This window comes from Phycicoccus sp. Root101 (assembly GCF_001426245.1).
Classification (GTDB): Bacteria; Actinomycetota; Actinomycetes; order Actinomycetales; family Dermatophilaceae; genus Pedococcus.
This window is the reverse complement of sequence record NZ_LMCM01000005.1, coordinates 208,306-229,825: the sequence shown is the minus strand read 5'-3', so window position 1 is coordinate 229,825 and position 21,520 is coordinate 208,306. Positions and strand designations below refer to the sequence as shown.

Below are 21,520 nucleotides of genomic sequence, written 5' to 3'. Positions count from 1 at the left end.
AGGGGTGGGACCTGTCGAGCGCGGGGAGGGGCACGGCCAGCATGAGCGACACCGACGGCGGAGCCGTCCCGCCGGACCCCTCGACGCCCGTCCCGCCGTCGTGGTCGGCCCCCGGTTCGTCCCAGCCCCCTTCCCCTGGAGGCAGCGGGGCGCCAGCCCCTCCCGTGCCGCCCCCGGGCGGACCGACGTATGGCGCGAGCCCCGGGTACGGCGCAGGCGGACCTGCCTTCGGCGCGGGTGCCGGCCAACCGGCATACGGGCCCCCTGCAGGGACGCCGACCGGGACGGCCGGTGCGCCCGCCCCGCACTGGAGCACCGCCCTGACGGCCCACAAGCCGGGGATCGTGGCACTGCGCCCGTCGGGTTTCGGCGACATCCTCGAGGGCTCCTTCGCGGCGATGCGCCGCAACCCGCGGACGTTCTTCGGCCTCGCCCTGCTCACCTCGCTGGTGATCCTGCTCATCCTGGCCGCGGTCGGAGCGCTGGGGTACCTCGCCGTCACCCAGATCGGCTCCTCGCAGGCCAACGACGTCCTGCTGGCGGTGGGGACCATCGGCGGCTTCACCCTCCTGTTCGTCGCGAGCAGCGTGACCTCCGTGGCGCTCACCGGGATGTTGTCCTACCCCGTCGCCGAGGCCGTCCTGGGGCGCAAGCCGTCCATCGGGGAGACGTGGCGCCGCACCCGCGGGATGCTCCTGCGGCTCGCCGGGCTGACGCTCGTCCTGTTCATCCCGGTGCTCGTCGTCATCGCGGGCCTCGTCGCGGTGGTGATCCTCGCCTTCGACCGGGGCTCCAACGTCCTGGGCACCCTCGGGATCTTCGCCATCCTCGGCACCGCCGTCGCGATGGCGTTCCTCGGCGTCCGCCTCGCCCTGTCGACACCCGCCCTGGTGCTCGAGGACCTGGGCGCCATCGCCTCGTTGCGGCGCTCGTGGGCCCTGACCCGAGGACGCTTCTGGCGGACGCTCGGGGTGCTCCTCGTCTCGGGACTCATCGTCGGGGTGGTGCAGCAGGTCCTCGGAGTCGGGTTCCAGGTCGTGGGTGGCGCCGTCGGGTTCGGACTCGGTTCGACGATGAGCGGCCAGGCCGGGGAGATCGCGGGGACCGTGGTCGTCCTCGCGTTCACCCTCCTCGGTTCCCTGCTGGCGACCCTGCTGTCCCAGCCGTTCCAGGCCGCGGTCGGCACGCTCCTCTACACCGATGCCCGCATCCGCAAGGAAGGCTTCGACCTGGCCCTGGTCCGGGCGGCGACCGGCGCCAGGGTGTCCGGGTGACCGGTTCCGTCGTGCCGTCCCACGTCGTCGCCCTCCCTGCGCAGCTGGGGGCGCTGCCGTCCCGCCTCGGGATCGTGCCGTCGCGGATCGACCCCGGCAACGACGAGGCGCGGACCTGGCTGCGGGACGAGCTGGCCAAGCCCGCCTACCGCGACACCCGCGACCCGCTGCAGCGCGCCGTGGACGCCTTCGAGCAATGGCTGACCGACCTCCTCAGCCGGGCCCACACCCCGTCCAACCCGCTGCCGACGATCGTCGCCGTCCTCGTGGCCCTCGCGCTGGTCGCCCTGGTTGCCTACTCGCTGCGCTTCGTCCGACGCACCGAGCGCCGAGCCGCCGACGGGCCCGGGACGGTGCTCGGTGACGAGCGGCTCACCGCCGCCCAGTACCGTGCGCGCGCCGAACAGGCGCTGGCCGAGCAGCGGTACGGCGACTGCGTCCTCGACGCGCTGCGAGCGCTCGCGAGCGGTGCCGTCGAACGAACCCTCCTCGAGGACGCGCCGAGTCTCACCGCGCACGAGATCGCGGGACGCCTGGGCTCCACCTTCCCCGAGCAGGCCCAGGACCTGCGCGCAGCTGCGAACCGGTTCGACGCCGTGGCCTACGGTGACGAGCCGGCCTCGCGCGCCGACGCCGAGGACCTGCTGTCCCTCGACCGGGTCATCGCGGCGGCCCGGCCGCACCGCGCCCAGGTGGTGGCCTCGGCGAAGTCCGTCGTGGGGTCACCGTCGTGACCCTCCACGTCTGGGACCGCGCGGACACCGCAGCCGGTTCGGCAACTCGTCGCCGCCTGCTGTGGGCCGGTGTGCTCGTCGTCGTCGCCGTCCTCGTCGTGACGGCGGTCGTCGTGGGCATCCGGCGCAACGCCCACAAAGGCGAGTCGCTCGACCCGCAGAACCCCGGTCGCGAAGGCGCCCAGGCGCTGGCCTCGGTCCTGCGTGACCGCGGCGTCGACGTCCAGGTCGTTCGCGGCCAGCAGGAGCTCCTCGACGCCCCCGTCGACGCCGGGACGACCGTGCTGGTGACCGGCACCGGAGAGCTCTCCGACCAGACGGCCGCGACCATGGTCGAGCACGTGCCCGGCGCCGGCCGCCTGCTGCTCGTCGCCCCCGGCCAGTTCCTCCTCTCGGCGCTCGAGCTCCCCGTCAATGCCGCAGGTGACGCCGGGATCCCGTCGACCACGACCGCGGGGTGCACGGTCGACGGCCTGTCGCCGGGTGACCGGGTCGTGCCGGCCCCGCAGACCTATGTCGCGACGGGTTCGGGAACGGTGGGCTGCTTCGCGCACGACGGGTCCTTCGAGCTCGTCGCGATCCCCGCGAACGGCGATCAGCCCGAGGTCGTGCTGCTCGGCAACGCCGACCTCCTCGCCAACAGCCAGATCACGCAGGAGGACCACGCCGGGGTGGCGCTGCGCCTGCTCGGCCGGGGCGACCGGGTCGTGTGGTACCTCCCCACCTCGCTCGACATCAGCGACGATGACACGACGGCGACCTCCGAGATCCCGCGCGCCCTGGGCCCGTTGGTCTTCCTCTCGGTGTTCGGCCTGCTGGCGTTGATGCTGTGGCGCGGGCGCCGGTTCGGGCCGCTGGTCACCGAACCGCTCCCCGCCGTGGTCAAGGCGATCGAGACGACCCAGAGCCGCGGCCGGTTGTACCGCAAGGCTCGCGACACGCAACGGGCCGGCGGGGTGCTCCGGGCGCGCACGACCAAGCGGCTCGCCGCCTACCTCGGCCTGCCGACCGGGGCCGCGCCGGACGCGGTCGCGCGGGCCGCCGCCACGGCGACCGGACGCGACCCGCAGTCCGTCACCGACCTGTTCACCGCTGCACCACCCACCACCGAGGCGGCCCTGGTCGCCCTCGCCAACGACCTGACCGACCTCGAGAAGGAAGTGCGCCGCGCATGACCGAGCAGCCCCAGCCCACCGAGCCCCCGTCGGCACAGCCGACGAGCCACTCCCCGTATGCGGACCCGGCCTCCGTCGCCGGCCCGTCCGCCACGGCGGACGACCGGGCCCGCGCATCCCTCATGGCCGTCCGGACGGAGGTCGGGAAGGCCGTCGTGGGCCAGGATGCCGCCGTCGCCGGCATCCTCATCGCGCTGCTGTGCCGCGGCCACATCCTCCTCGAGGGGGTTCCGGGGGTGGCCAAGACGCTGCTGGTGCGCAGCGTGGCCGCTGTCCTCGACGTGCAGACCAAGCGCGTGCAGTTCACGCCGGACCTCATGCCCGGCGACGTGACCGGTTCGCTGGTCTACGACAACTCGACGTCGGAGTTCTCGTTCCGCGAAGGACCCGTCTTCACCAACCTGCTGCTCGCGGACGAGATCAACCGCACGCCCCCGAAGACCCAGGCGTCGTTGCTGGAAGCCATGGAGGAGCGGCAGGTCTCCGTCGAGGGCACGCCCCGGCCGCTCCCGAGGCCGTTCCTCGTCGCCGCGACGCAGAACCCCGTGGAGTACGAGGGCACGTACCCCCTGCCCGAGGCCCAGCTCGACCGCTTCCTCCTCAAGGCGACGATGCCGCTGCCGCCGCGCGAGGACGAGATCGCCGTGATCACCCGCCACGCCTCCGGCTTCGACCCGCGCGACCTCGCCGCGGCGGGCCTCCGGCCGGTCGCCAGCGCCGCCGACATCGAGGCCGGGGCCGAGCAGGTCCGCCACGTGCAGATCTCGCCCGAGGTCACGGCATACATCGTGGACATCGCCCGGGCGACGCGTCACTCACCGTCCCTCGCGCTCGGCGTGAGCCCCCGTGGTGCCACCGCCCTGCTGGCCACCAGCCGCGCCTGGGCGTGGCTCAACGGGCGGTCCTTCGTCACCCCGGACGACGTCAAGTCGCTCGCGCAGGCGACGCTCGCCCACCGCCTGTCGCTTCGTCCCGAGGCCGAGCTCGAGGGCGTCGCCGTGTCGTCGGTGCTGGACGCCGCGATCGGTTCCGTCCCGGTCCCCCGCTGAGGTCGCTCCCGTGATCGTCAGTGGTCGCCTGTTCGGGCTCGTGCTCGCCGGAGCCGTGCCCGTGCTCGTGCGCCCCGAGACGGGCACGGTGTGGCTGTGGATGGGCATCGTCGTCGTGCTCGCAGCGGTCGACCTCCTGCTCGCGGGGTCGCCCACCGCCGTCGAGCTCACCCGCGTGCCGAGCGCCCAGGTGCGTCTGGGCGACGCGACGACGACCACCCTCCTGGTCACCAACCGGGGGAGGCGCACGTTCCGCGGACGGCTCCGCGACGCCTGGCAGCCCTCGGCCGGTGCAGGAACCAACCGGCACCGGATCATGCTCCCCCCGGGCGAGCGTCGCGCCGTCACGACGACCCTGCGGCCGACCCGGCGGGGCGACCGCCTCGCGGACCGGGTGACCCTGCGTCGCCTCGGCCCCCTCGGCCTCGCCGGTCGGCAGAAGTCGGTCGTCGTCCCCGGTCACGTGCGGGCACTGCCGCCGTTCGCCTCCCGCAAGCACCTGCCCTCACGACTGGCCCGCCTGCGCCAGCTCGACGGGCGCTCGGCCGTGCGCGTCCGTGGCCAGGGCACCGAGTTCGACTCGCTGCGCGACTACGTCGAGGGCGACGACGTCCGCAGCATCGACTGGCGCGCCACGGCCCGCCGCCGCTCCACGGTCGTCCGCACCTGGCAGCCCGAGAAGGACCGTCACATCATCCTCGTGCTGGACACGTCCCGGACCTCGGCCGGCCGGGTCGGCGACGTGCCCCGCCTCGACGCGGCCATGGACGCGGCCCTCCTCCTCGCGGCCCTGGCCTCCCGCGCGGGGGACCGCGTCGACCTGGTCGCCGGCGACCGTCGCGTCCACCGCAAGGTCGTCGGCTCGAGCCGGACGACGCTGCTCGGTGACCTCGTCACGGCGATGGCACCCCTCGAACCCGCCCTCCTCGAGGCGGACTGGAACCTGCTGGCCGCGGAGGTGTCACGGGTGAGCCGGCAGCGCGGACTCGTCGTCCTGCTGACACCGCTGGAGCCCTCGGCCATCGAGGAGTCGCTGCTCGCGCCGCTCGCCGTGCTCGCCGCCCGGCACCGCGTGGTCCTCGCCTCCGTCGCCGACCCGGCGCTCACCGCGATGGTCGAGGGCACCGGCGACTCGACTGTCGTCTACGACGCCGCCGCGGCCGCCCGCACCGTCGCGCTGCGCGAACGCACCGCTGCCGCCCTGGGCCAGCTGGGCGTGGACGTCCTCGATGCCGACCCCGAACAGCTCCCCGTCGCCCTCGCCGACCACTACCTCATGCTCAAGGCCCGCGGCCTGCTCTGAACCCGCGCGTTCCTGTGCCGCAGACCGTGGTCTGGGTACGGTCAGGTGACAGCCACCGAGCACCCGGGGAGAGCAACGGGATGAGACCGCTTCGCTACTCGATCAACATCACCCTCGACGGCTGCTGCCACCACGAGGCAGGGCTCCCGCCGGACGATGAGTCGATGCGTTACTGGACCACCGAGATGGAGCGGGCCGACGCCCTGCTGTTCGGTCGCGTGACCTACGAGATGATGGAGTCGGCGTGGCGCCGGCCGTCCACCGGCGGGTGGCCCGACTGGATGGGCGAGCGGGAGATCGCGTTCGCCGAGGCGATCGACAAGGCCGAGAAGCACGTCGTGTCGAGCACCCTGGGCGGGGTGGACTGGAACGCCGAGCTGGTGCGTGACGACCTGGCGCACGCGGTCAAGCGGCTCAAGCAGGAGCCGGGTGAGGGACTCTTCGTGGGTGGCGTGACGCTGCCCCTGGCGTTGGCAGAGCTGGGACTGATCGACGAGTACGCGTTCCTCGTCCAGCCGGTCCTCGCCGGTCACGGGCCGACGTTGCTCGCCGGTCTGCGCGAGCGCATCCAGCTCGAGCTCGTGGAGCGACGGGAGTTCCGGTCGGGGGCGGTGGCCCTGCACTACCGGCCCGCGCGGGCCACGGCCTAGCTGCGCGCATCAGAGGCGAGGTCCGCGGCATACGCCGCCCGCGCTTCTTCAGGGACGTCAGCCGGAGTGTCAGCCGACAGTGTCAGCAGGGACGTCAGCCGGCGACCGGGGCCATGGCGCCGCGATCGGCCTCGGCGACGTCACCGGTCTCGCCGCGGTGGTGGGCCCACCGGCCGACGGTGAAGACGTAGGTGAAGAAGGCAGCCTCGACGGTGACCCCGATGCCGACCCGCGCCCAGGTGGGCAGCCCCGACGGGGTCACGAACGCCTCGATCAGGCCGGTGAGGAGCAGGAGCACGACGAGGCCGAGGGCGACGCCGAGAGCCGCTCGCCCCTCCTCGGCGAGCGCGCGGACCCGCGTCCGTGCACCGGGCGAGACCCAGGTCCAGAACAACCGCAGCCCCACCCCGGCCGCGACGAACAGGCAGGTCAGCTCGAGCATCCCGTGCGGCAGGATCAGCCCGAAGAACAGTCCGGCCCGGTCGTGGCGGACCATGATCGAGCCGATCACGGCGAGGTTGAGCATGTTGCCCGCGAGCATGAACACCACCGGGATGCAGAACACGCCGAGCGCGATGCAGACCGCCGACAGCCAGAAGTTGTTGGTCCACACGTGCAGCGCGAACGATGTCGCGGCGAACTCGCTGTAGTAGCCCTCGAAGTCGTTGTTCACGAGCTGGCGGATCTGCTCCGGCGAGGCCATCGACGACTCGATCCTCGGGTGGTCGAGCAGCCACCACCCCATGACGACAGCCAGCACCACGTTGACGACCAGGGTGGTGATCCACCACCAGCGCAGGCGGTACAGGGCGGCCGGGAACGACACGGCGAAGAAGCGGCCGAGGTCGGCCCACGACGCGGTACGGGTACCCGCCGACCGGGTGCGGGCCCGCGCCAGCAGCATCGAGAGGTAGCCGACGAGCGAGGCGTCGGGGGCGGTCGACCGGATCATCGACAGGTGGGTCGCCACCCGCTGGTACCGGTCCAGGATCTCGTCGGCCTCGGCACCGTCGAGACGTCGCTGGCGCGTCAGCTCCTCGAGCCGCTCCCAGTCCCCCCTGTGGGCTGCCACGAAGGCGTCCAGGTCCACATCGGCCACCCTAGCGGCGCGGCGCGGCTAGGGTGGCCGACATGAGCAGCAGCACCGTGGGGGTCGGTGCCGACGACCTCGTCACCGGCGAGGCGGTCGCCCTCGACCTCCCCCACGCGGGCATCGGTCTGCGCCTCGCATCCGGGCTGCTGGACCTGCTCGTGGGGTACGGGTTGCTCTACGGCCTGCAGCTCGCCGTCGGCTTCCTGATCGGCGGCGCCGACGACGCCATCCAGGCCGCGGTGTCGATCGCGGTCGTCATCGTCGCCTGGGTCGCGGTGCCCACGACGTTCGAGACGCTGACCCGCGGCAAGACCCTCGGGCACCTCGCCGTCGGGCTGCGCACCGTGCGCGACGACGCCGGCCCGATCGGGTTCCGGCATGCACTCACCCGCGCCCTGCTCGGTGTCATCGAGCTGTACTCCTGCGCCGGCGTCCCCGCCCTGATCTGCGCCGGCGTCTCCCAGCGTGGCAAACGACTCGGCGACCTCCTCGCCGGCACCTACGTCGTGCGCGACCGCCACCGGATCAGCCTGCCGCCACCCGTCCAGATGCCGCCGCACCTCGCCTCGTGGGCGCGCACGGCGGATGTCGCACCGCTGCCCGACCAGCTCGCGGTGGCGCTGCGCCAGTTCGTGGCCCGTGCGGCCACCTTCACCCCAGAGGTGCGCGAACAGCTCGGTCAGCGGCTCCTCGAGGAGACCCGCCCGTATGTCGCGCCCGCGCCTCCCGAGGGCAACCACCCGGAGTACGTGCTCATGGCGGTGCTGGCCGAGCGTCGCAGCCGCGACGCCGCTCGGCTCGAGCGGGAGGACGCGCTGCGGGCGCGCATCCTGCCCCCCGACCCGACCGCCTGAGCTCCCCTCCGGTCCGGTTCAGGCCTCGAGGGCTGCGTATCCCGGCTTCACGACGTCCTCGATGATGGCGAGCCGCTCGTCGAAGGGCAGGAACGCCGACTTCATCGCGTTGATGGTGACCCAGCGCAGGTCGTCGAGGGTCCAGCCCGCTTCGTTGACCAGCAAGCCCATCTCGCGCGACATCGACGTGCCGCTCATGAGCCGGTTGTCGGTGTTGACCGTGACGCGGAACCGCAACCGCTTGAGCAGCGAGATCGGGTGCAGCGCAATGGATTCCGCAGCGCCGGTCTGGATGTTGCTGCTCGGGCACATCTCGAGCGGGATGCGGGTGTCACGGACGTAGGCCGCCAGCAGCCCGAGGTAGATGTCGGCCGGGTCGGCGTCGAGCGCCTTGGCCGGGTCGTCGGCGAAGGGCTTGTCGTGGACGAGGATGTCATCGACGATGCGGACTCCGTGCCCGAGCCGGTCGGCACCGCACCACTGGATCGCCTCCCAGATGCTCGGCAGCCCGAACGCCTCACCCGCGTGGATCGTGAAGTGGGCGTTCTCGCGCCGCAGGTACTCGAACGCGTCGAGGTGACGGGTGGGCGGGAAGCCCGCCTCGGCCCCGGCGATGTCGAAGCCTGCGACCCCGTGGTCGCGGTAGCGGACCGCGAGCTCGGCGATCTCGGTGCTCTTCGCGGCGTGCCGCATCGCGGTCAGCAGGGCGGTGACGCGGATCGGGGTCCCGGCCGCGGCCGCCTCCTTCTCGCCCTCGCGGAAGCCCGCGTTCACGGCCTCGACGACGTCCTCGAGCGCGAGGCCGGCGGTCAGGTGCTGTTCGGGGGCGTACCGGCTCTCGGCGTAGACGACGCCGTCCGCGGCGAGGTCGAGCACGCACTCGCGCGCCACCCGGCGCAGACCGTCGGCCGTCTGCATGACGGCCAGCGTGTGGTCGAACGTCTCCAGGTACCGCACCAGCGAACCCGAGTCCGCACTCTCGCGGAACCACGTGCCGAGGCTCTCGGCGTCCTTCGCCGGCAACGCGTCATACCCGACCTCGTCGGCGATCTCCACGATCGTCTGCGGCCGCAGGCCACCGTCGAGGTGGTCGTGCAGGAGCGCCTTCGGCGCGCGCAGCACGAGGTCCTCGACCGAACCCGGCTCCGGCGCGACGGTGGTGTCGTCGTTCTTGTCCTTGCGGCCGAAGATCATTCGCCCTCCTCCTCGCGGCCGACGGTCTCCGGGGAGAACGCCGGCAGGCACACGGCGACGTACTCGGCCCCGTCCTCACCCGTGGAGTAGCGGATCCGCTCCCCCGCCCTGGTGATGACGCTCTGGCCGGCCTCGACCCGCAGCCGGCCGCCGTCGTGGTCGAGCAGGACCGCGCCTGCGAGGACGAGGGTGATCTCGTCGAACTGCGGCGTCTGGAACGGCTCGCTCCAGTCGGCCGGTGCCTTCATGTGGGCGACGGAGACGGCGTCGGTGCCGGTCGTGACACGACCGACGTGCTCGTCGATGACCTTGCCGCCGGGGACGGGGATGGTCGTGGGCGTGGTGATGAGCTGGGGCACGGTGGGTCCTAGGAGATCTTCTCGATGACGAGCGGGAGCAGGTCGGGGCGGCTGCCCTCGGGGGCGATGGTGAACGAGCCCTCGAGCGACTCGAGGGCGCGCTCGAAGCGCTCTGGGGTGTCGGTGTGGAGCGTGAGGAGCTTCTCGCCCGCACGGACGGTGGCCCCCGGCTTGGCGTGCATCTCGACGCCGGCGCCGGCCTGCACCGGGTCCTCCTTGCGGGCGCGTCCGGCACCGAGGCGCCAGGCGGCCACGCCGACCTTGAGGGCGTCGAGCTCGGTGAGGACACCGTCGGCCGGGGCGAGGACCTCGTGGGTCTCCCTGGCCACAGGCAGGGTCGCGTCCGGGTCGCCGCCCTGCGCGCGGATCATGGCCTTCCAGGCATCCATCGCCCGGCCGTCCTCCAGCGCGTCGGCGGGGTCGACGTCGCCACGACCGGCTGCTGCGAGCATCTCGCGCGCCAGGGCCAGGGTCAGCTCGACGACGTCCTCGGGCCCGCCACCGGCCAGCACCTCGACCGACTCTCGGACCTCGAGGGCGTTGCCGGCGGTGAGGCCGAGCGGCACCTGCATGTTGGTGAGCATCGCGACCGTCCTGACGCCGGCGTCGGTGCCGAGGTCGACCATGGTGCGGGCGAGCTCGCGGGCGTCCTCGACGTTCTTCATGAACGCACCGCTGCCGACCTTGACGTCGAGGACCAGCGCGCCGGTGCCCTCGGCGATCTTCTTGCTCATGATCGAGGACGCGATCAGCGGGATCGCCTCGACGGTGCCGGTGACGTCGCGCAGGGCGTAGAGCTTCTTGTCGGCAGGGGCGAGGCCGTCACCGGCTGCGCAGATGACCGCGCCGACGTCCTCGAGCTGGCGCATCATCTGCTCGTTGCTCATCGCCGCCTGCCACCCGGGGATCGCCTCGAGCTTGTCGAGGGTGCCGCCCGTGTGCCCGAGGCCGCGGCCGGACAGCTGCGGCACCGCGACACCGCAGGCGGCCACGAGCGGGGCGAGCGGGAGGGTGATCTTGTCGCCGACCCCGCCGGTCGAGTGCTTGTCGGCAGTGGGTCGCGACAGGGACGAGAAGTCCATGCGCTCACCGCTGTTGATCATGGCGTTCGTCCAGCGCGAGATCTCGCGACGGTTCATGCCGTTGAGCAGGATCGCCATGGCCAGGCTGCTCATCTGCTCGTCGGCGACCGCGCCCCGGGTGTACGCGTCGATCACCCAGTCGATCTGGCCGTCGGACAGCTCGCCCCGGCCCCGCTTGGTGATGATGACGTCGACGGCATCGAAGCTCTCGCTCATGGCCTCATCGTGTCAGATCCCTACCGCGACCCGACACGGGGCAAACCTTGCTGGTTCCTGCACGAATGGCCCGGGCCTCACCGCTACCGGGGCGATTCGTGCAGGATCCGGCCCAGTGCGCCGTCAGCCGCGTCCCGGGAAGTGCCGTCGCCACTCCTGTGACCTGACGCGGGCCCGCATGCCACAGGCCCGCATCGCTGCCAGGACCCGTTCCAGGGTCCGCTCCGGGTCGCCGTACACCCCGTTCGCCAGGACGACCACGATCCGCCAACCCTCGGTGTCCAGCTCCTCGCGTCGGGCGACGTCACGCTCCCACTGTCTCGTGCTCTCGGCGTGCTGGCGACCGTCGTACTCGATCGCCAGCCGGTGGTCGGGGTAGGACAGGTCGAAGCGGCGCAGCCACCGCCCGTCCGTTCCGTACTCGATGTGGTTGACGACCGGTTCCGGCAGCCCGGCCAGCACGAGGAGCATTCGCAGCCGCGACTCCATCGGCGAGTCGACACCGGCCCGCACCAGCCCCGCGGCGCGCCTGGCCACCGTTGCCTGGAGACCTCGGCGCCCGCTGGCGGCCGCGACGAGTGCGTCCGGAGACGTGCGTCCACGACGGACGAGCGAGTCGCCGAGTACCACGAGGTCGACCACGGAGAGCTCACCGGTGAGGTCGAGGAACGTGTCCTCCGCGGTCGTGACCGGTATGCCGCCGACCCGAGCCTGGGCCTGTGGACCCGACCGAACCCGCGCCTGGACCTCGCGAAGCCGGAGCTGGCCGTGCGGCACACGTAGGTGGATGCGGTGGTCGGGAGGCACGATGCCACCCAGCAGCACGGCTGCCGTCGACCGGGCGACGACGGAACCGGCGGGCGCAAGCCGTAGCGCGGCCAACGCCCGCACCCGAAGGTCCACCTCGACCCCGGCGCGGACGTACGCGCCGTGCAGGACCCGTTGGACGCGGGGGCCGCGCAGCACCTTGTCGGTCAGGCCCGCGGACCGCGCCTCGGTACGCGTGAAGACGAACGGCAGGCCCTCCATACCGACAGGGTCGCCGACCGAGGCAGAGCCGACCGGCGGTTGTCCACAGGGGCGACCAAGGCCCGATCCTGCACGAATCGCCCCTCTCCGCGGCGGCGAGGGGCGATTCGTGCAGGAACCGGCGTGAGTGGGCCGAGCGACAGCCCGAGCGTCAGGCGGGTGGGGCGGCGATCGAGAGGTTGTCGGGGCCGAACGCCTGGGGCAGGACCTCGCTCATCGGCAGGACGCCCTGGGGGGTGAGGATGAGGCAGGTGGGCCCGCCGTTCTCCCACAGCAGCTGGCGGCAGCGACCGCACGGCATGAGCGGTTCACCGTCACGCCCGACGCACGACACCGCGACGAGGCGGCCACCGCCCGTGGCGTGCAGGTGCGAGACCAGCCCGCACTCGGCGCACAGGCCCACGCCGTACGCCGCGTTCTCGACGTTGCAGCCCCAGACGAGCCGTCCGTCGTCCACGATCGCCGCGACCCCGACGGGGAAGCGGGAGTATGGCGCGTAGGCCTTGCCCATGATCTCGATCGCCTTGCCACGCAGGGCGTCCCAGTCGACCTCGTTCGCCACTAGTGACCCTCGCCCTTGCGGTAGATCTGACCGTCGGCCGCCGGCATGCGCAGGCGCTGCGAGGCGAACGCGAGCACGAGCAGCGTGGTGACGTACGGCGTGGTGCCGGTGAGCTCGGCGGGGACGGCGTCCGCGGCGAGGTACCACCAGCCGACGAGGACGCCCACGACGATCGCGAGGACACCCTGCACCATGCGACGGTTGCGCACGACCTGCCAGATGCCGACCGCGATGAGCAGCACCGCGAACAGCAGCAGGAATGCGTGCACGGTCGCGCCACCGCGCAGCTGCACGGCGTCGGTGTAGCCGAACAGGGCGGCACCGGTGAGCAGGCCACCCGGGCGCCAGTTGCCGAAGATCATGGCGGCGAGGCCGATGTAGCCACGGCCACCAGTCTGCCCGTCGCGGTAGATGCTCGCCGCCACGAGGGCGAGGAACCCGCCACCGAGGCCGGCGAGGCCACCGGAGACGAGCACCGCGAGGAACTTGTAGCGGAGCACGTTGACACCGAGCGACTCGGCGGCCACCGGCGACTCACCGACGGAGCGCAGCCGCAGGCCGAACGACGTGCGCCACAGCACCCACCAGGTGCCGACGAACAGCAGGATCGCGATGATCGTCAGGATCGACAGGTTCGTGCAGATCGCCCGCAGCACCGCGGCGAGGTCGCTGACGAAGAACCAGTGCTTCTTCTCCAGGTCGCCCAGCGCCGGCGAGATCCCGGGCAGCGTGAACGACGGCAGCTCCTTGACCTGCGGCGACTGGGTTGGACCACCGCCGGGCAGGCCGTTGAAGAAGCGGGCGGCGAGGTACTTGGCGACACCGAGGCCGATGATGTTGATGGCGACACCGGAGACGATGTGGTCGACCCCGAAGGTCACGGTGGCGATCGCGTGGATGAGACCACCGATCATGCCCATGAGGATCGCGCCGAGGACCCCGGCCCAGGGACCCATGTGGTAGCCGAAGAACCCGGCTCCCCAGGTACCGAGGATCATCATGCCCTCGAGGCCGATGTTGACCACGCCCGCGCGCTCGGACCACAGGCCACCGAGGCCGGCAAGGCCGATCGGGACGGCCAGGCCGATGGCCGCGGCCAGGGCGCCCGAGGACGCGATGTCGTTCGCACCACTGACGACGCGCAGGACGGAGATGACGGCGAGGGCGCCGATCGCGATGACGGCCCACTCGCGGGGCCCGTAGCGACGCTTGCGCCGGGGGCTGTCGGGCACGGTCCTGGTGCCGACCTCGAGTCCGGCGGCGCTCATGCCGGGGCTCCTTCCTTGGATGCGGGGGCAGGCCGCTGGGCGGCCAGCTCCCGGGCGACGCGGGTCTGTTCGAGCCGTTTGTCGGCCCGGCGGATCAGCTCGTAGGCGATGACTACGGCGAACAGGATGACGCCCTGGATGATGTTGACGAGCTCCTGGGCGACGTTGGCCTGGATCTGCAGCGCGTTCGACTGGACGTCGAGGAACGCCCACAGCAGCGCGGCGAAGGCGATGCCGACCGCGTTGTTGCGACCGAGCAGGGCGATGGCGATGCCGGCGAAGCCCAGGCCCGACTGGAATGTCGTGCCGTAGTTGTGGTCCTGCCCGAAGAGCAGCGGCATGCCGACCAGTCCGGCGAGCGCGCCCGAGGCGATCATGGCGGTCATCACCATGCGCGGGACCTTGACGCCGCTGGCGACGGCCGCGCTCTCGGAGCGCCCGGTGGCGCGCAGGTCGAACCCGAAGCGCGTCTTCCCCAGCACGAACCAGTAGAGGAACCCGACCAGCAGCGCCAGGATCAGCAGCGTGTAGACGCGGTTGGTGGCACCGGGGATGAGCTTGAAGCCCTCGAGCTGCGAGCTGTCCGGGATGGTCTTGGTCTCGATGCTGTTGCTGCCGGCCTTGCGGTCGGCGACCTTGAGGAGCAACCAGCTCACGATGCCGGTGGCGATCGCGTTGAGCATGATCGTCGAGATCACCTCGGAGACGCCGCGCTTGACCTTGAGGTATGCCGCGATGCTGGCCCACAGCCCGCCGGCCACCATCGCGATGAGGATGCTCACGACGATGTTGAGCCAGCCGGGCAACCACGCCTGGCCGGCGAAGACGGCGGCGGCGAAGACAGCGACGCGGTACTGGCCGTCGACACCGATGTTGAACAGGTTCATGCGGAAGCCGACCGCGACGGCGATGGCCGACAGGTAGAACACGGCTGCGGCGTTGACGATGTTGACGGCCTGGCGGGGCTTGGGCACCGCGAGGATCGTCTTCCACACCTCCGCCACGGGGTCGCCGACGGCGACGAGCACGAGCGAGGTGACGACGAAGGCCACCACGAGCGCGAGGACCGGGGCTGCTGCGCTGAGCAGGATCCGGCGCGGGTTGAGGGCCTTCATCGGGTCTGCTCCTTCTCGCCGGCGCCGGTCATGGCGGCACCGAGGTCCTCGGCCGTCACCGCGTCCGGGTCGAATTCGCCGGACAGCTTGCCGCGCAGGATCACGCGGATGGTGTCGGACAGGCCGATCAGCTCCTCCAGGTCCGCGGAGATCAGCAGCACCGCGAGGCCCTCCCGGCGAGCGGCACGGATGTGGTCCCAGATGCTCGACTGGGCGCCGACGTCCACACCACGGGTGGGGTGGGCGGCGATGAGCACCTTCGGGTGGTGGCTCATCTCCCGGCCGATGATGAGCTTCTGCTGGTTGCCACCGGACAGGGAGCCGGCCGTGACGAAGATCGACGGCGTGCGCACGTCGTACTCCCCCACGATGCGCTGGGTGTCGGCCTTGGCCGCGGCGGCGTCGATGAGCTGGCCCTTGACGTTGGGCGACTCGGTCTGGTGGCCGAGGATGCGGTTCTCCCACAAGGGTGCCTCGAGGAGCAGCGCGTGGCGGTGGCGGTCCTCGGGGATGTACCCGACGCCCGCCTCACGGATCTCTCGCGTACCCCAGTCGGAGATGTCGGTGGTCTCGAGGTGCACGGTGCCCGAGGTGGGCTCGCGCATCCCCATGATGACCTCGACGAGCTCGGCCTGGCCGTTGCCCTCGACCCCGGCGATCCCCAGGACCTCCCCGGCGTGGATGGTCAACGAGATGCCGTCGAGCAGCGGGCGTCCCGAGCCTCCGCCCAGCACGAGGTCCTCGACCGACAGCAGGACGCGGTCGGTGACCGTGGACTCCTCCGTGGTGGGCGAGGGCAGCTCGGACCCGACCATGAGCTCGGCGAGCTGGCGGGCGTTGACCGACTTCGGGTCGACGGTGTCGATCGTGGTGCCGCGTCGGATCACGGTGATCGAGTCGGCGACCTTGAGGACCTCGTCGAGCTTGTGCGAGATGAACAGGACGGTGAGGCCCTCGTCCTTGAGCTCGGCCAGCTGGTCGAACAGCTCGTCGACCTCCTGCGGGACGAGGACGGCGGTGGGTTCGTCGAGGATCAGGGTCTTCGCGCCGCGGTAGAGCACCTTGAGGATCTCGATGCGCTGACGGGCACCCACCCCCAGCTCGCTGACCAGGGCGTCGGGGTCGACGTCGAGCTTGTAGGCGTCGGAGATCCGCTGGATCTCGCGCCGGGCCTTGTCGCCGATGCCGTGCAGCTTCTCGGCGCCGAGGACGACGTTCTCGAGGACGGTGAGGTTGTCGGCCAGCATGAAGTGCTGGAACACCATGCCGATACCGGCGGCGATGGCGTCGGACGGGGAGTGCAGGTTGACCAGCTGCCCACCCACCTTGATGGTGCCCTCGTCCGGGCGCTGCACGCCGTACAGGATCTTCATCAAGGTGGACTTGCCGGCGCCGTTCTCACCCACGATCGCGTGGACCGTGCCGCGGCGGACGGAGAAGGTCACGTCCTTGTTGGCGACGACACCGGGAAAGCGCTTGGTGATGCCCTCGAGCTCGACGGCTGGGGGGCCTGCGTCAGCGGTGGTCCGCGTCAGGGGTGGGGAGGCAGTGATGGCGACACTCCTGGTCCGGGCCCGCAACGGTGCAGGCAGTTTTCGGCGCATGGTCTGGCAGACCCGGCATACGGGTCGAGGGGTCGGGCTGGTCGTGCGGGACATGCACACGGCCCGGGTGAGACGCTACCGCGCCGCCCGGGCCGTGTGGACCACCACAGGATCGATCTGGGGGTCGATCAGGGGGTGGTGGGAACCTTGATCTCGCCGGAGATGATCTTCTGCTTGTAGTCGTCCAGCTTGGACTTGATGTCGTCGATCTGGCCACCGGTCGTGGAGTAGTCCACGCCACCGGCCTTGAGGTCGTAGACGTTGTTGCCGGTCTTCTCGGTGCCGTCAGCGGCCGACTTGATGAAGTCGAACACCGCGACGTCGACCTTCTTGATCATCGAGGTCATGATGACGGAGCGGACGTCGGCCGGGGCCGTGAGCGCCTGGTCGGAGTCGACACCGATGGCCAGGCCACCAGCAGCCTTGGCCGCCGTGAAGACACCGCCACCGGAGCCACCAGCAGCGTGGTAGACGATGTCGGCGCCGCCCTGGAACATGCCCTCGGCAGCCGTCTTGCCCTTGGCCGGGTCACCGAAGCCGCTGAAGTCCGGCGGCTGGGTGAGGTACTGGCTGTCGACCTTGATGCTGGGGTTCACGGCCTTGGCGCCCGCGATGTACCCGGCCTCGAACTTCTTGATGAGGGGGACGTTGACGCCACCGACGAAGCCGATGTGCTTGGCCTTCGACTTCAGCGCGGCGGCCGCGCCCACGAGGAACGAGCCCTCGTTCTCGGCGAAGGTGATCTGGTCGACGTTGGCGCCCTTGGAGTCGTCGGACGCGTCGTCGACGATCGCGAAGTGCACGTCGGGGTTGGCCTTGGCGGCCTTGCCCACGGAGGCGGCGTAGGCGAAGCCCACCGCGACGACGTGGGTGTAGCCGGCGTCCACGAGCTGCTGGAGGCGCTCCTCGCGGGCGGCCTCGTTCTCACCGTTGACGGCTGCGGCTTCCTTGACCTCGACACCGAGGTCGCTCTTGGCCTTGTCGAGGCCGGCAGCGGCAGCGTCGTTGAACGACTGGTCGCCGCGCCCGCCCACGTCGTACGCCATACCGACCTTGATGTCGCTCTTCTTCGTCGAGCCCGAGCCCGAGCTCGAGGCGCTGCCGCTGGGCTGGTCGCTGCCCGAGTCACCACATGCGGCGAGCGTCAGTGCTGCCACCGACACGACCGCTGCAACCTTCATCGCGTGACGCAAGGCTGTCTCCTGTTCCTAGGTATGCATGAGGCGCTCTGGTGCGCCACTAGGGCGTGAGGATAGCCGCAAGAACTGCGGCTCCCGTCAGCCTTCTGGCGCAGTTCTTGCAAACCGTTACCGATCCGCGACTGTCCGTCCGGAACCGCTCTTGACCACACCAGCCACAGCAGCACCAGCCAGCAGGCGAGCGCCCTGGACCACCGACGTCTCGTCCACGACGAGGTCGCCCTGGTGCAGGTCGTAGGTCGTACCGCCAGGAGTGCGCGTCCCGAGCCGGGCCATCGCCCCGGGCACCTCACGCAGGTACCACGCGAAGTCCTCGCCGCCGAGGGACTGCGGCGTGCCCACCGCGGCCAGGCCCATCCCCTCCGCCGAGCGGCGGAACACCTCGATGGCCTCGGGCTCGTTGACGACGGGGGGCACGCCCTGGGCGTGCTCGAGCACGGCCGTCACGGCATACGGGGCCACGATGTGCTCCAGCGCCTGGGCGAGCAGGGGGCCGACGCTGGTCCACGCGGTGGCGTCGAGCATGCGAAGCGTGCCGGCGACGGTCCCGCTGGACGGGATCACGTTGGCCGCCTGGCCGGCGTGCAGCTCCCCCCACACCAGCGCGAACGCCGTCCGCGGGTCCAGGCGGCGCGACAGCACGGCCGGCAGCTCGGTGACGACCTTGGCCAGGGCGAAGGTGAGGTCCTCGGTGAGGTGCGGGCGGGACGTGTGGCCACCACGACCGCTCAGGTGGACGACGACCCGGTCGGCGGCGGCGGTGATCGCCCCGTCGCGCAGGCCGACGCTTCCGACGTCCAGGCTCGGGTCGCAGTGGACCGCGAAGATCGCGTCGACGCCGTCGAGGGCGCCCTGGGCGATGAGGTCGACGGCACCGCCGGGGATGACCTCCTCGGCGGGCTGGAAGAGGAGGCGGACCCCGATCCCCCGCTCACGGAGCTGCTCCTCGTGCTCCTTGAGGGCCAGGCCGGCGCCCAGCACAGCTGCTACGTGGACGTCGTGGCCGCACGCGTGGCAGATGCCCTCGGTGGTCGAGGCCCACGCCACCCCGGTGCGCTCCCCCACGGGCAGGGCGTCGAGGTCGGCGCGAAGGGCGACGCGGTAGGCCGGCTGCTCGGCACCGAGGTCGGCGACCAGCCCGGTGACGGGCAGGGCGCGGGTGCGGACGCCGGCACCGCGGAGCAGCTCCTCCACGCGGGCGGTGGTGCGCACCTCGCCTCGGGACAGCTCGGGGTGGGCGTGGACGTCGCGCTGGAGGGCCAGGAGCGCGGGGGCCAGGGCGTCGATGGACTCGCCGAGGTCGGTCAGCAGGTGGTTGTCGCTCATGTCCCGGCGCACTCTACTCGCGGGTCACGGCCCCGCCCGGCCACCTGCGGTCCTTGCGTGGCCCGACGGACCAGGACCCGTCGGATCACTCAACGACTGCGGGGAGGACCCCGCCGGGGTGCCGTGGGGACCCCGGAATGGCGCGTGGTCGCGCCGGCGTCGGGCGGCTCAGAAGGTCTCGCGCGGGACGTACTGGCCCCAGACGTCGCGCAGCGCGTGGCTGACCTCTCCGCCGGTGGCGCGCAGCCGCAGCGCCTCCCTCATGGGGTACAGCAGGTTGTCGGTGCCGCGGGCCGCCTCTCGGACCGCCTCGAGGGCACGCTCGACGGCCTCGTTGTCACGTTCGGCGCGCAGGGCGGCCAGCCGCTCCCGCTGGTCGTGCTCGATCTGCGGGTCGACGCGCAGTGGCTCGTACGGCTCCTCCTCGTCGAGGGCGAAGCGGTTGAGGCCGACGACGGTGCGTTGCTTGTTGTCGATCTCCAGCGCGATGCGGTAGGCCGAACGCTCGATCTCGGACTTCTGGAAACCCTGCTCGATCGCGGCGACGGCGCCGCCTCGGTCCTCGACGGCCCGGATCAGCTCGAGGGCAGCGGCCTCGACGTCGTCGGTCATGGACTCGACGACGTACGAGCCGGCGAACGGGTCGACCGTCTTCGTCACGTCGGTCTCGTAGGCGATGACCTGCTGGGTGCGCAGGGCCAGCCGGGCGGCCTTCTGCGTCGGCAGGGCGATCGCCTCGTCGAAGGAGTTGGTGTGCAGCGACTGGGTGCCACCCAGGACCGCGCCGAGGCCCTGCAGCGCGACGCGGACGAGGTTGACCTCGGGCTGCTGGGCGGTGAGCTGCACGCCGGCGGTCTGGGTGTGGAACCGCAGCATCAGGCTCTTGGGGTTCGTCGCCCCGAACTCCTCACGCATGATCCGCGCCCAGATCCGACGGGCCGCCCGGAACTTCGCGACCTCCTCGAGCAGGGTCGTGCGGGCGACGAAGAAGAAGGACAGCCGGGGCGCGAAGTCGTCGACGTCGAGGCCGGCGGCGATCGCCGCCCGGACGTACTCCTTGGCGTTCGCGAGGGTGAAGGCGATCTCCTGCGCGGGCGTCGCCCCGGCCTCGGCCATGTGGTAGCCGCTGATGGAGATGGTGTTCCAGCGCGGCATCTCCTTGGCGCAGTAGGCGAAGATGTCGCTGATGAGGCGCAGCGACTCCTTCGGCGGGTAGATGTAGGTGCCGCGCGCGATGTACTCCTTGAGCACGTCGTTCTGGATCGTCCCGGCGAGCTTCGCGCTGTCGGCGCCGTTCTCCTCCGCGACGAGCTGGTACATGAGCAGGAGCGTCGAGGCGGGTGCGTTGATGGTCATCGAGGTCGACAGCTCGCCGAGCGGGAGGCCGCCGAACAAGGTGCGCATGTCGTCGATCGAGTCGATCGCCACCCCGACCTTGCCGACCTCGCCGCTCGCGATCGCCTCGTCCGAGTCGTAGCCCATCTGGGTCGGCAGGTCGAACGCGACGGAGAGTCCGCCCGTGCCGTTCGCGACGAGCTCGTGGTAGCGCTCGTTGCTCTCCTTGGCGGTGCCGAACCCGGCGTACTGCCGCATCGTCCAGGGCCGTCCGGTGTACATGTTCGGGTAGACGCCACGGGTGTACGGGAACTGCCCGGGCTCGCCCAGCTGCTCCGCCGGGTCGAAGTCCGCGAGGTCCTCCGCGCCGTACACGGGCTTGATCGGGAGGTCGGACTCGGAGCGGGCTTCGGGGACGTCTGCGGCCATGCTGCGGAGCCTAACGGCGAGGTATGGCGCCCGCCCACGGCCCGTGGCCAACCTCACCAGGGGCGCATGCCGTGCCGGGCCGGTGCCGGGCCGGCCCCGTCAGGCGAGGTCGGCGCGGCGCTGCTCCCACCGCTCGGCGATGCCCTTCATCTCCTCCGTGATGAACTCCAGGAACTCGACGCTCAGGGCGAGCCGGTGGCCGGCGGCCGTCCGTCGCCCACCGACCAGGCCGACACCCTCGCGCAGGCTCGCCGTGATCGGGGCGTAGGTCGCCGCGGAGTTGATCATCACGTCGTGCCAGGCGTCGTCGGACACGACGAACACGTCCCGCCGCGACCCGGGCTCGCGCTCCCGGTGGATCATCCGCGTGGTCTCGAGGTAGCGGACCGCCCCGGAGACGGCGGCGGGGCTCACGGCGAGGGCCTCGCCCAGCTCCGCCGCGGTGAGGGTCCCGGTGTCGCGGGCGAGCAGGCACGCGAAGACGCGGGCGGGCAGGCGGGGGAAGCCCGCGGCCGTCAGGCTCGAGCCGAACCGCTCGACGAACCTCGACCGCTCGTCCTCCCCCACTGCATCGGGAGGCGAACCCGCCCGTGCCGAGCCGTTCCTGCGTGTGACCATGCAGTCACTTTAGAACATTCAGTATTTTCTGAAAACTGTGTACCGTGGACAC

At 71.5% G+C, this 21,520-nt stretch carries 20 protein-coding genes; 7 read left to right on the top strand and 13 right to left on the bottom strand.

Features of this window, described 5'->3' with window-relative positions; all coding sequences use genetic code 11:
• Positions 1-41: 41 nt before the first annotated feature.
• The 6 genes from ASC58_RS05870 to ASC58_RS05845 all read left to right on the top strand — a co-directional run bounded on the left by ASC58_RS05870 (position 42) and on the right by ASC58_RS05845 (position 6,185).
• A complete protein-coding gene (locus ASC58_RS05870; protein ID WP_157598379.1) occupies positions 42-1,274 on the top strand; it encodes a glycerophosphoryl diester phosphodiesterase membrane domain-containing protein in 1,233 nt (410 codons plus the stop codon).
• On the top strand, positions 1,271-2,008 hold the full coding sequence (locus tag ASC58_RS05865) for a DUF4129 domain-containing protein (RefSeq protein WP_056918654.1): 738 nt from the start codon (positions 1,271-1,273) through the stop codon (positions 2,006-2,008). The genes ASC58_RS05870 and ASC58_RS05865 overlap by 4 nt, the downstream gene beginning before the upstream one ends.
• Entirely contained in the window at positions 2,005-3,183 is a 1,179-nt protein-coding gene (locus ASC58_RS05860; RefSeq protein ID WP_056918653.1) for a DUF4350 domain-containing protein, read from the top strand. The genes ASC58_RS05865 and ASC58_RS05860 overlap by 4 nt, the downstream gene beginning before the upstream one ends.
• Positions 3,180-4,232, top strand: coding sequence for a MoxR family ATPase (locus ASC58_RS05855; RefSeq protein ID WP_056918652.1), 1,053 nt, complete (start codon positions 3,180-3,182; stop codon positions 4,230-4,232). Before ASC58_RS05860 ends, ASC58_RS05855 begins: the two co-directional genes overlap by 4 nt.
• A 10-nt stretch (positions 4,233-4,242) precedes the next feature.
• Positions 4,243-5,535, top strand: a complete 1,293-nt coding sequence (locus ASC58_RS05850) for a DUF58 domain-containing protein (protein WP_056918651.1) — start codon at positions 4,243-4,245, stop codon at positions 5,533-5,535.
• Between the two features lie 80 nt (positions 5,536-5,615).
• Complete coding sequence (locus ASC58_RS05845) at positions 5,616-6,185, top strand: dihydrofolate reductase family protein (protein WP_056918650.1); 570 nt, start codon at positions 5,616-5,618, stop codon at positions 6,183-6,185.
• Positions 6,186-6,279: 94 nt separating this feature from the next.
• Here the strand turns inward: ASC58_RS05845 and ASC58_RS05840 are convergent, their stop codons facing one another.
• A complete protein-coding gene (locus ASC58_RS05840) occupies positions 6,280-7,275 on the bottom strand; it encodes a stage II sporulation protein M (protein ID WP_056916756.1) in 996 nt (331 codons plus the stop codon).
• Positions 7,276-7,316: 41 nt separating this feature from the next.
• Here ASC58_RS05840 and ASC58_RS05835 point away from each other — a divergent pair, with 41 nt between their 5' ends.
• Positions 7,317-8,132 carry an RDD family protein gene (locus tag ASC58_RS05835; RefSeq protein ID WP_056916755.1) on the top strand — a complete coding sequence of 272 codons (816 nt, stop codon included), beginning with the start codon at positions 7,317-7,319 and terminating at the stop codon, positions 8,130-8,132.
• A gap of 18 nt (positions 8,133-8,150) precedes the next feature.
• Here the strand turns inward: ASC58_RS05835 and ASC58_RS05830 are convergent, their stop codons facing one another.
• The 12 genes from ASC58_RS05830 to ASC58_RS05775 all read right to left on the bottom strand — a co-directional run bounded on the left by ASC58_RS05830 (position 8,151) and on the right by ASC58_RS05775 (position 21,468).
• Positions 8,151-9,326 carry an adenosine deaminase gene (locus tag ASC58_RS05830; RefSeq protein WP_056916754.1) on the bottom strand — a complete coding sequence of 392 codons (1,176 nt, stop codon included), beginning with the start codon at positions 9,324-9,326 and terminating at the stop codon, positions 8,151-8,153.
• Positions 9,323-9,685, bottom strand: coding sequence for a cupin (locus tag ASC58_RS05825; protein WP_056916753.1), 363 nt, complete (start codon positions 9,683-9,685; stop codon positions 9,323-9,325). The genes ASC58_RS05830 and ASC58_RS05825 overlap by 4 nt, the downstream gene beginning before the upstream one ends.
• A gap of 8 nt (positions 9,686-9,693) precedes the next feature.
• On the bottom strand, positions 9,694-10,983 hold the full coding sequence (locus tag ASC58_RS05820; RefSeq protein WP_056918649.1) for a thymidine phosphorylase: 1,290 nt from the start codon (positions 10,981-10,983) through the stop codon (positions 9,694-9,696).
• A gap of 123 nt (positions 10,984-11,106) precedes the next feature.
• Positions 11,107-12,012 carry an endonuclease domain-containing protein gene (locus ASC58_RS05815; RefSeq protein WP_056916751.1) on the bottom strand — a complete coding sequence of 302 codons (906 nt, stop codon included), beginning with the start codon at positions 12,010-12,012 and terminating at the stop codon, positions 11,107-11,109.
• A gap of 151 nt (positions 12,013-12,163) precedes the next feature.
• Positions 12,164-12,574, bottom strand: a complete 411-nt coding sequence (locus ASC58_RS05810; RefSeq protein ID WP_056916750.1) for a cytidine deaminase — start codon at positions 12,572-12,574, stop codon at positions 12,164-12,166.
• Positions 12,574-13,842, bottom strand: a complete 1,269-nt coding sequence (locus tag ASC58_RS05805) for an ABC transporter permease (protein ID WP_056918648.1) — start codon at positions 13,840-13,842, stop codon at positions 12,574-12,576. Before ASC58_RS05805 ends, ASC58_RS05810 begins: the two co-directional genes overlap by 1 nt.
• Positions 13,839-14,957, bottom strand: a complete 1,119-nt coding sequence (locus ASC58_RS05800) for an ABC transporter permease (RefSeq protein ID WP_056916748.1) — start codon at positions 14,955-14,957, stop codon at positions 13,839-13,841. The genes ASC58_RS05805 and ASC58_RS05800 overlap by 4 nt, the downstream gene beginning before the upstream one ends.
• Complete coding sequence (locus ASC58_RS05795) at positions 14,954-16,561, bottom strand: ABC transporter ATP-binding protein (protein WP_082552999.1); 1,608 nt, start codon at positions 16,559-16,561, stop codon at positions 14,954-14,956. The genes ASC58_RS05800 and ASC58_RS05795 overlap by 4 nt, the downstream gene beginning before the upstream one ends.
• A gap of 128 nt (positions 16,562-16,689) precedes the next feature.
• Positions 16,690-17,742 carry a BMP family protein gene (locus ASC58_RS05790; RefSeq protein ID WP_082552998.1) on the bottom strand — a complete coding sequence of 351 codons (1,053 nt, stop codon included), beginning with the start codon at positions 17,740-17,742 and terminating at the stop codon, positions 16,690-16,692.
• Between the two features lie 126 nt (positions 17,743-17,868).
• Positions 17,869-19,086 (bottom strand): amidohydrolase, encoded by a 1,218-nt coding sequence (locus ASC58_RS05785; protein WP_056918647.1) that lies wholly within the window; start codon positions 19,084-19,086, stop codon positions 17,869-17,871.
• 168 nt (positions 19,087-19,254) lie between these two features.
• Entirely contained in the window at positions 19,255-20,850 is a 1,596-nt protein-coding gene (locus tag ASC58_RS05780) for a methylmalonyl-CoA mutase (protein ID WP_056918646.1), read from the bottom strand.
• 99 nt (positions 20,851-20,949) lie between these two features.
• On the bottom strand, positions 20,950-21,468 hold the full coding sequence (locus ASC58_RS05775) for a GbsR/MarR family transcriptional regulator (RefSeq protein WP_056916744.1): 519 nt from the start codon (positions 21,466-21,468) through the stop codon (positions 20,950-20,952).
• Between the last annotated feature and the right edge of the window lie 52 nt (positions 21,469-21,520).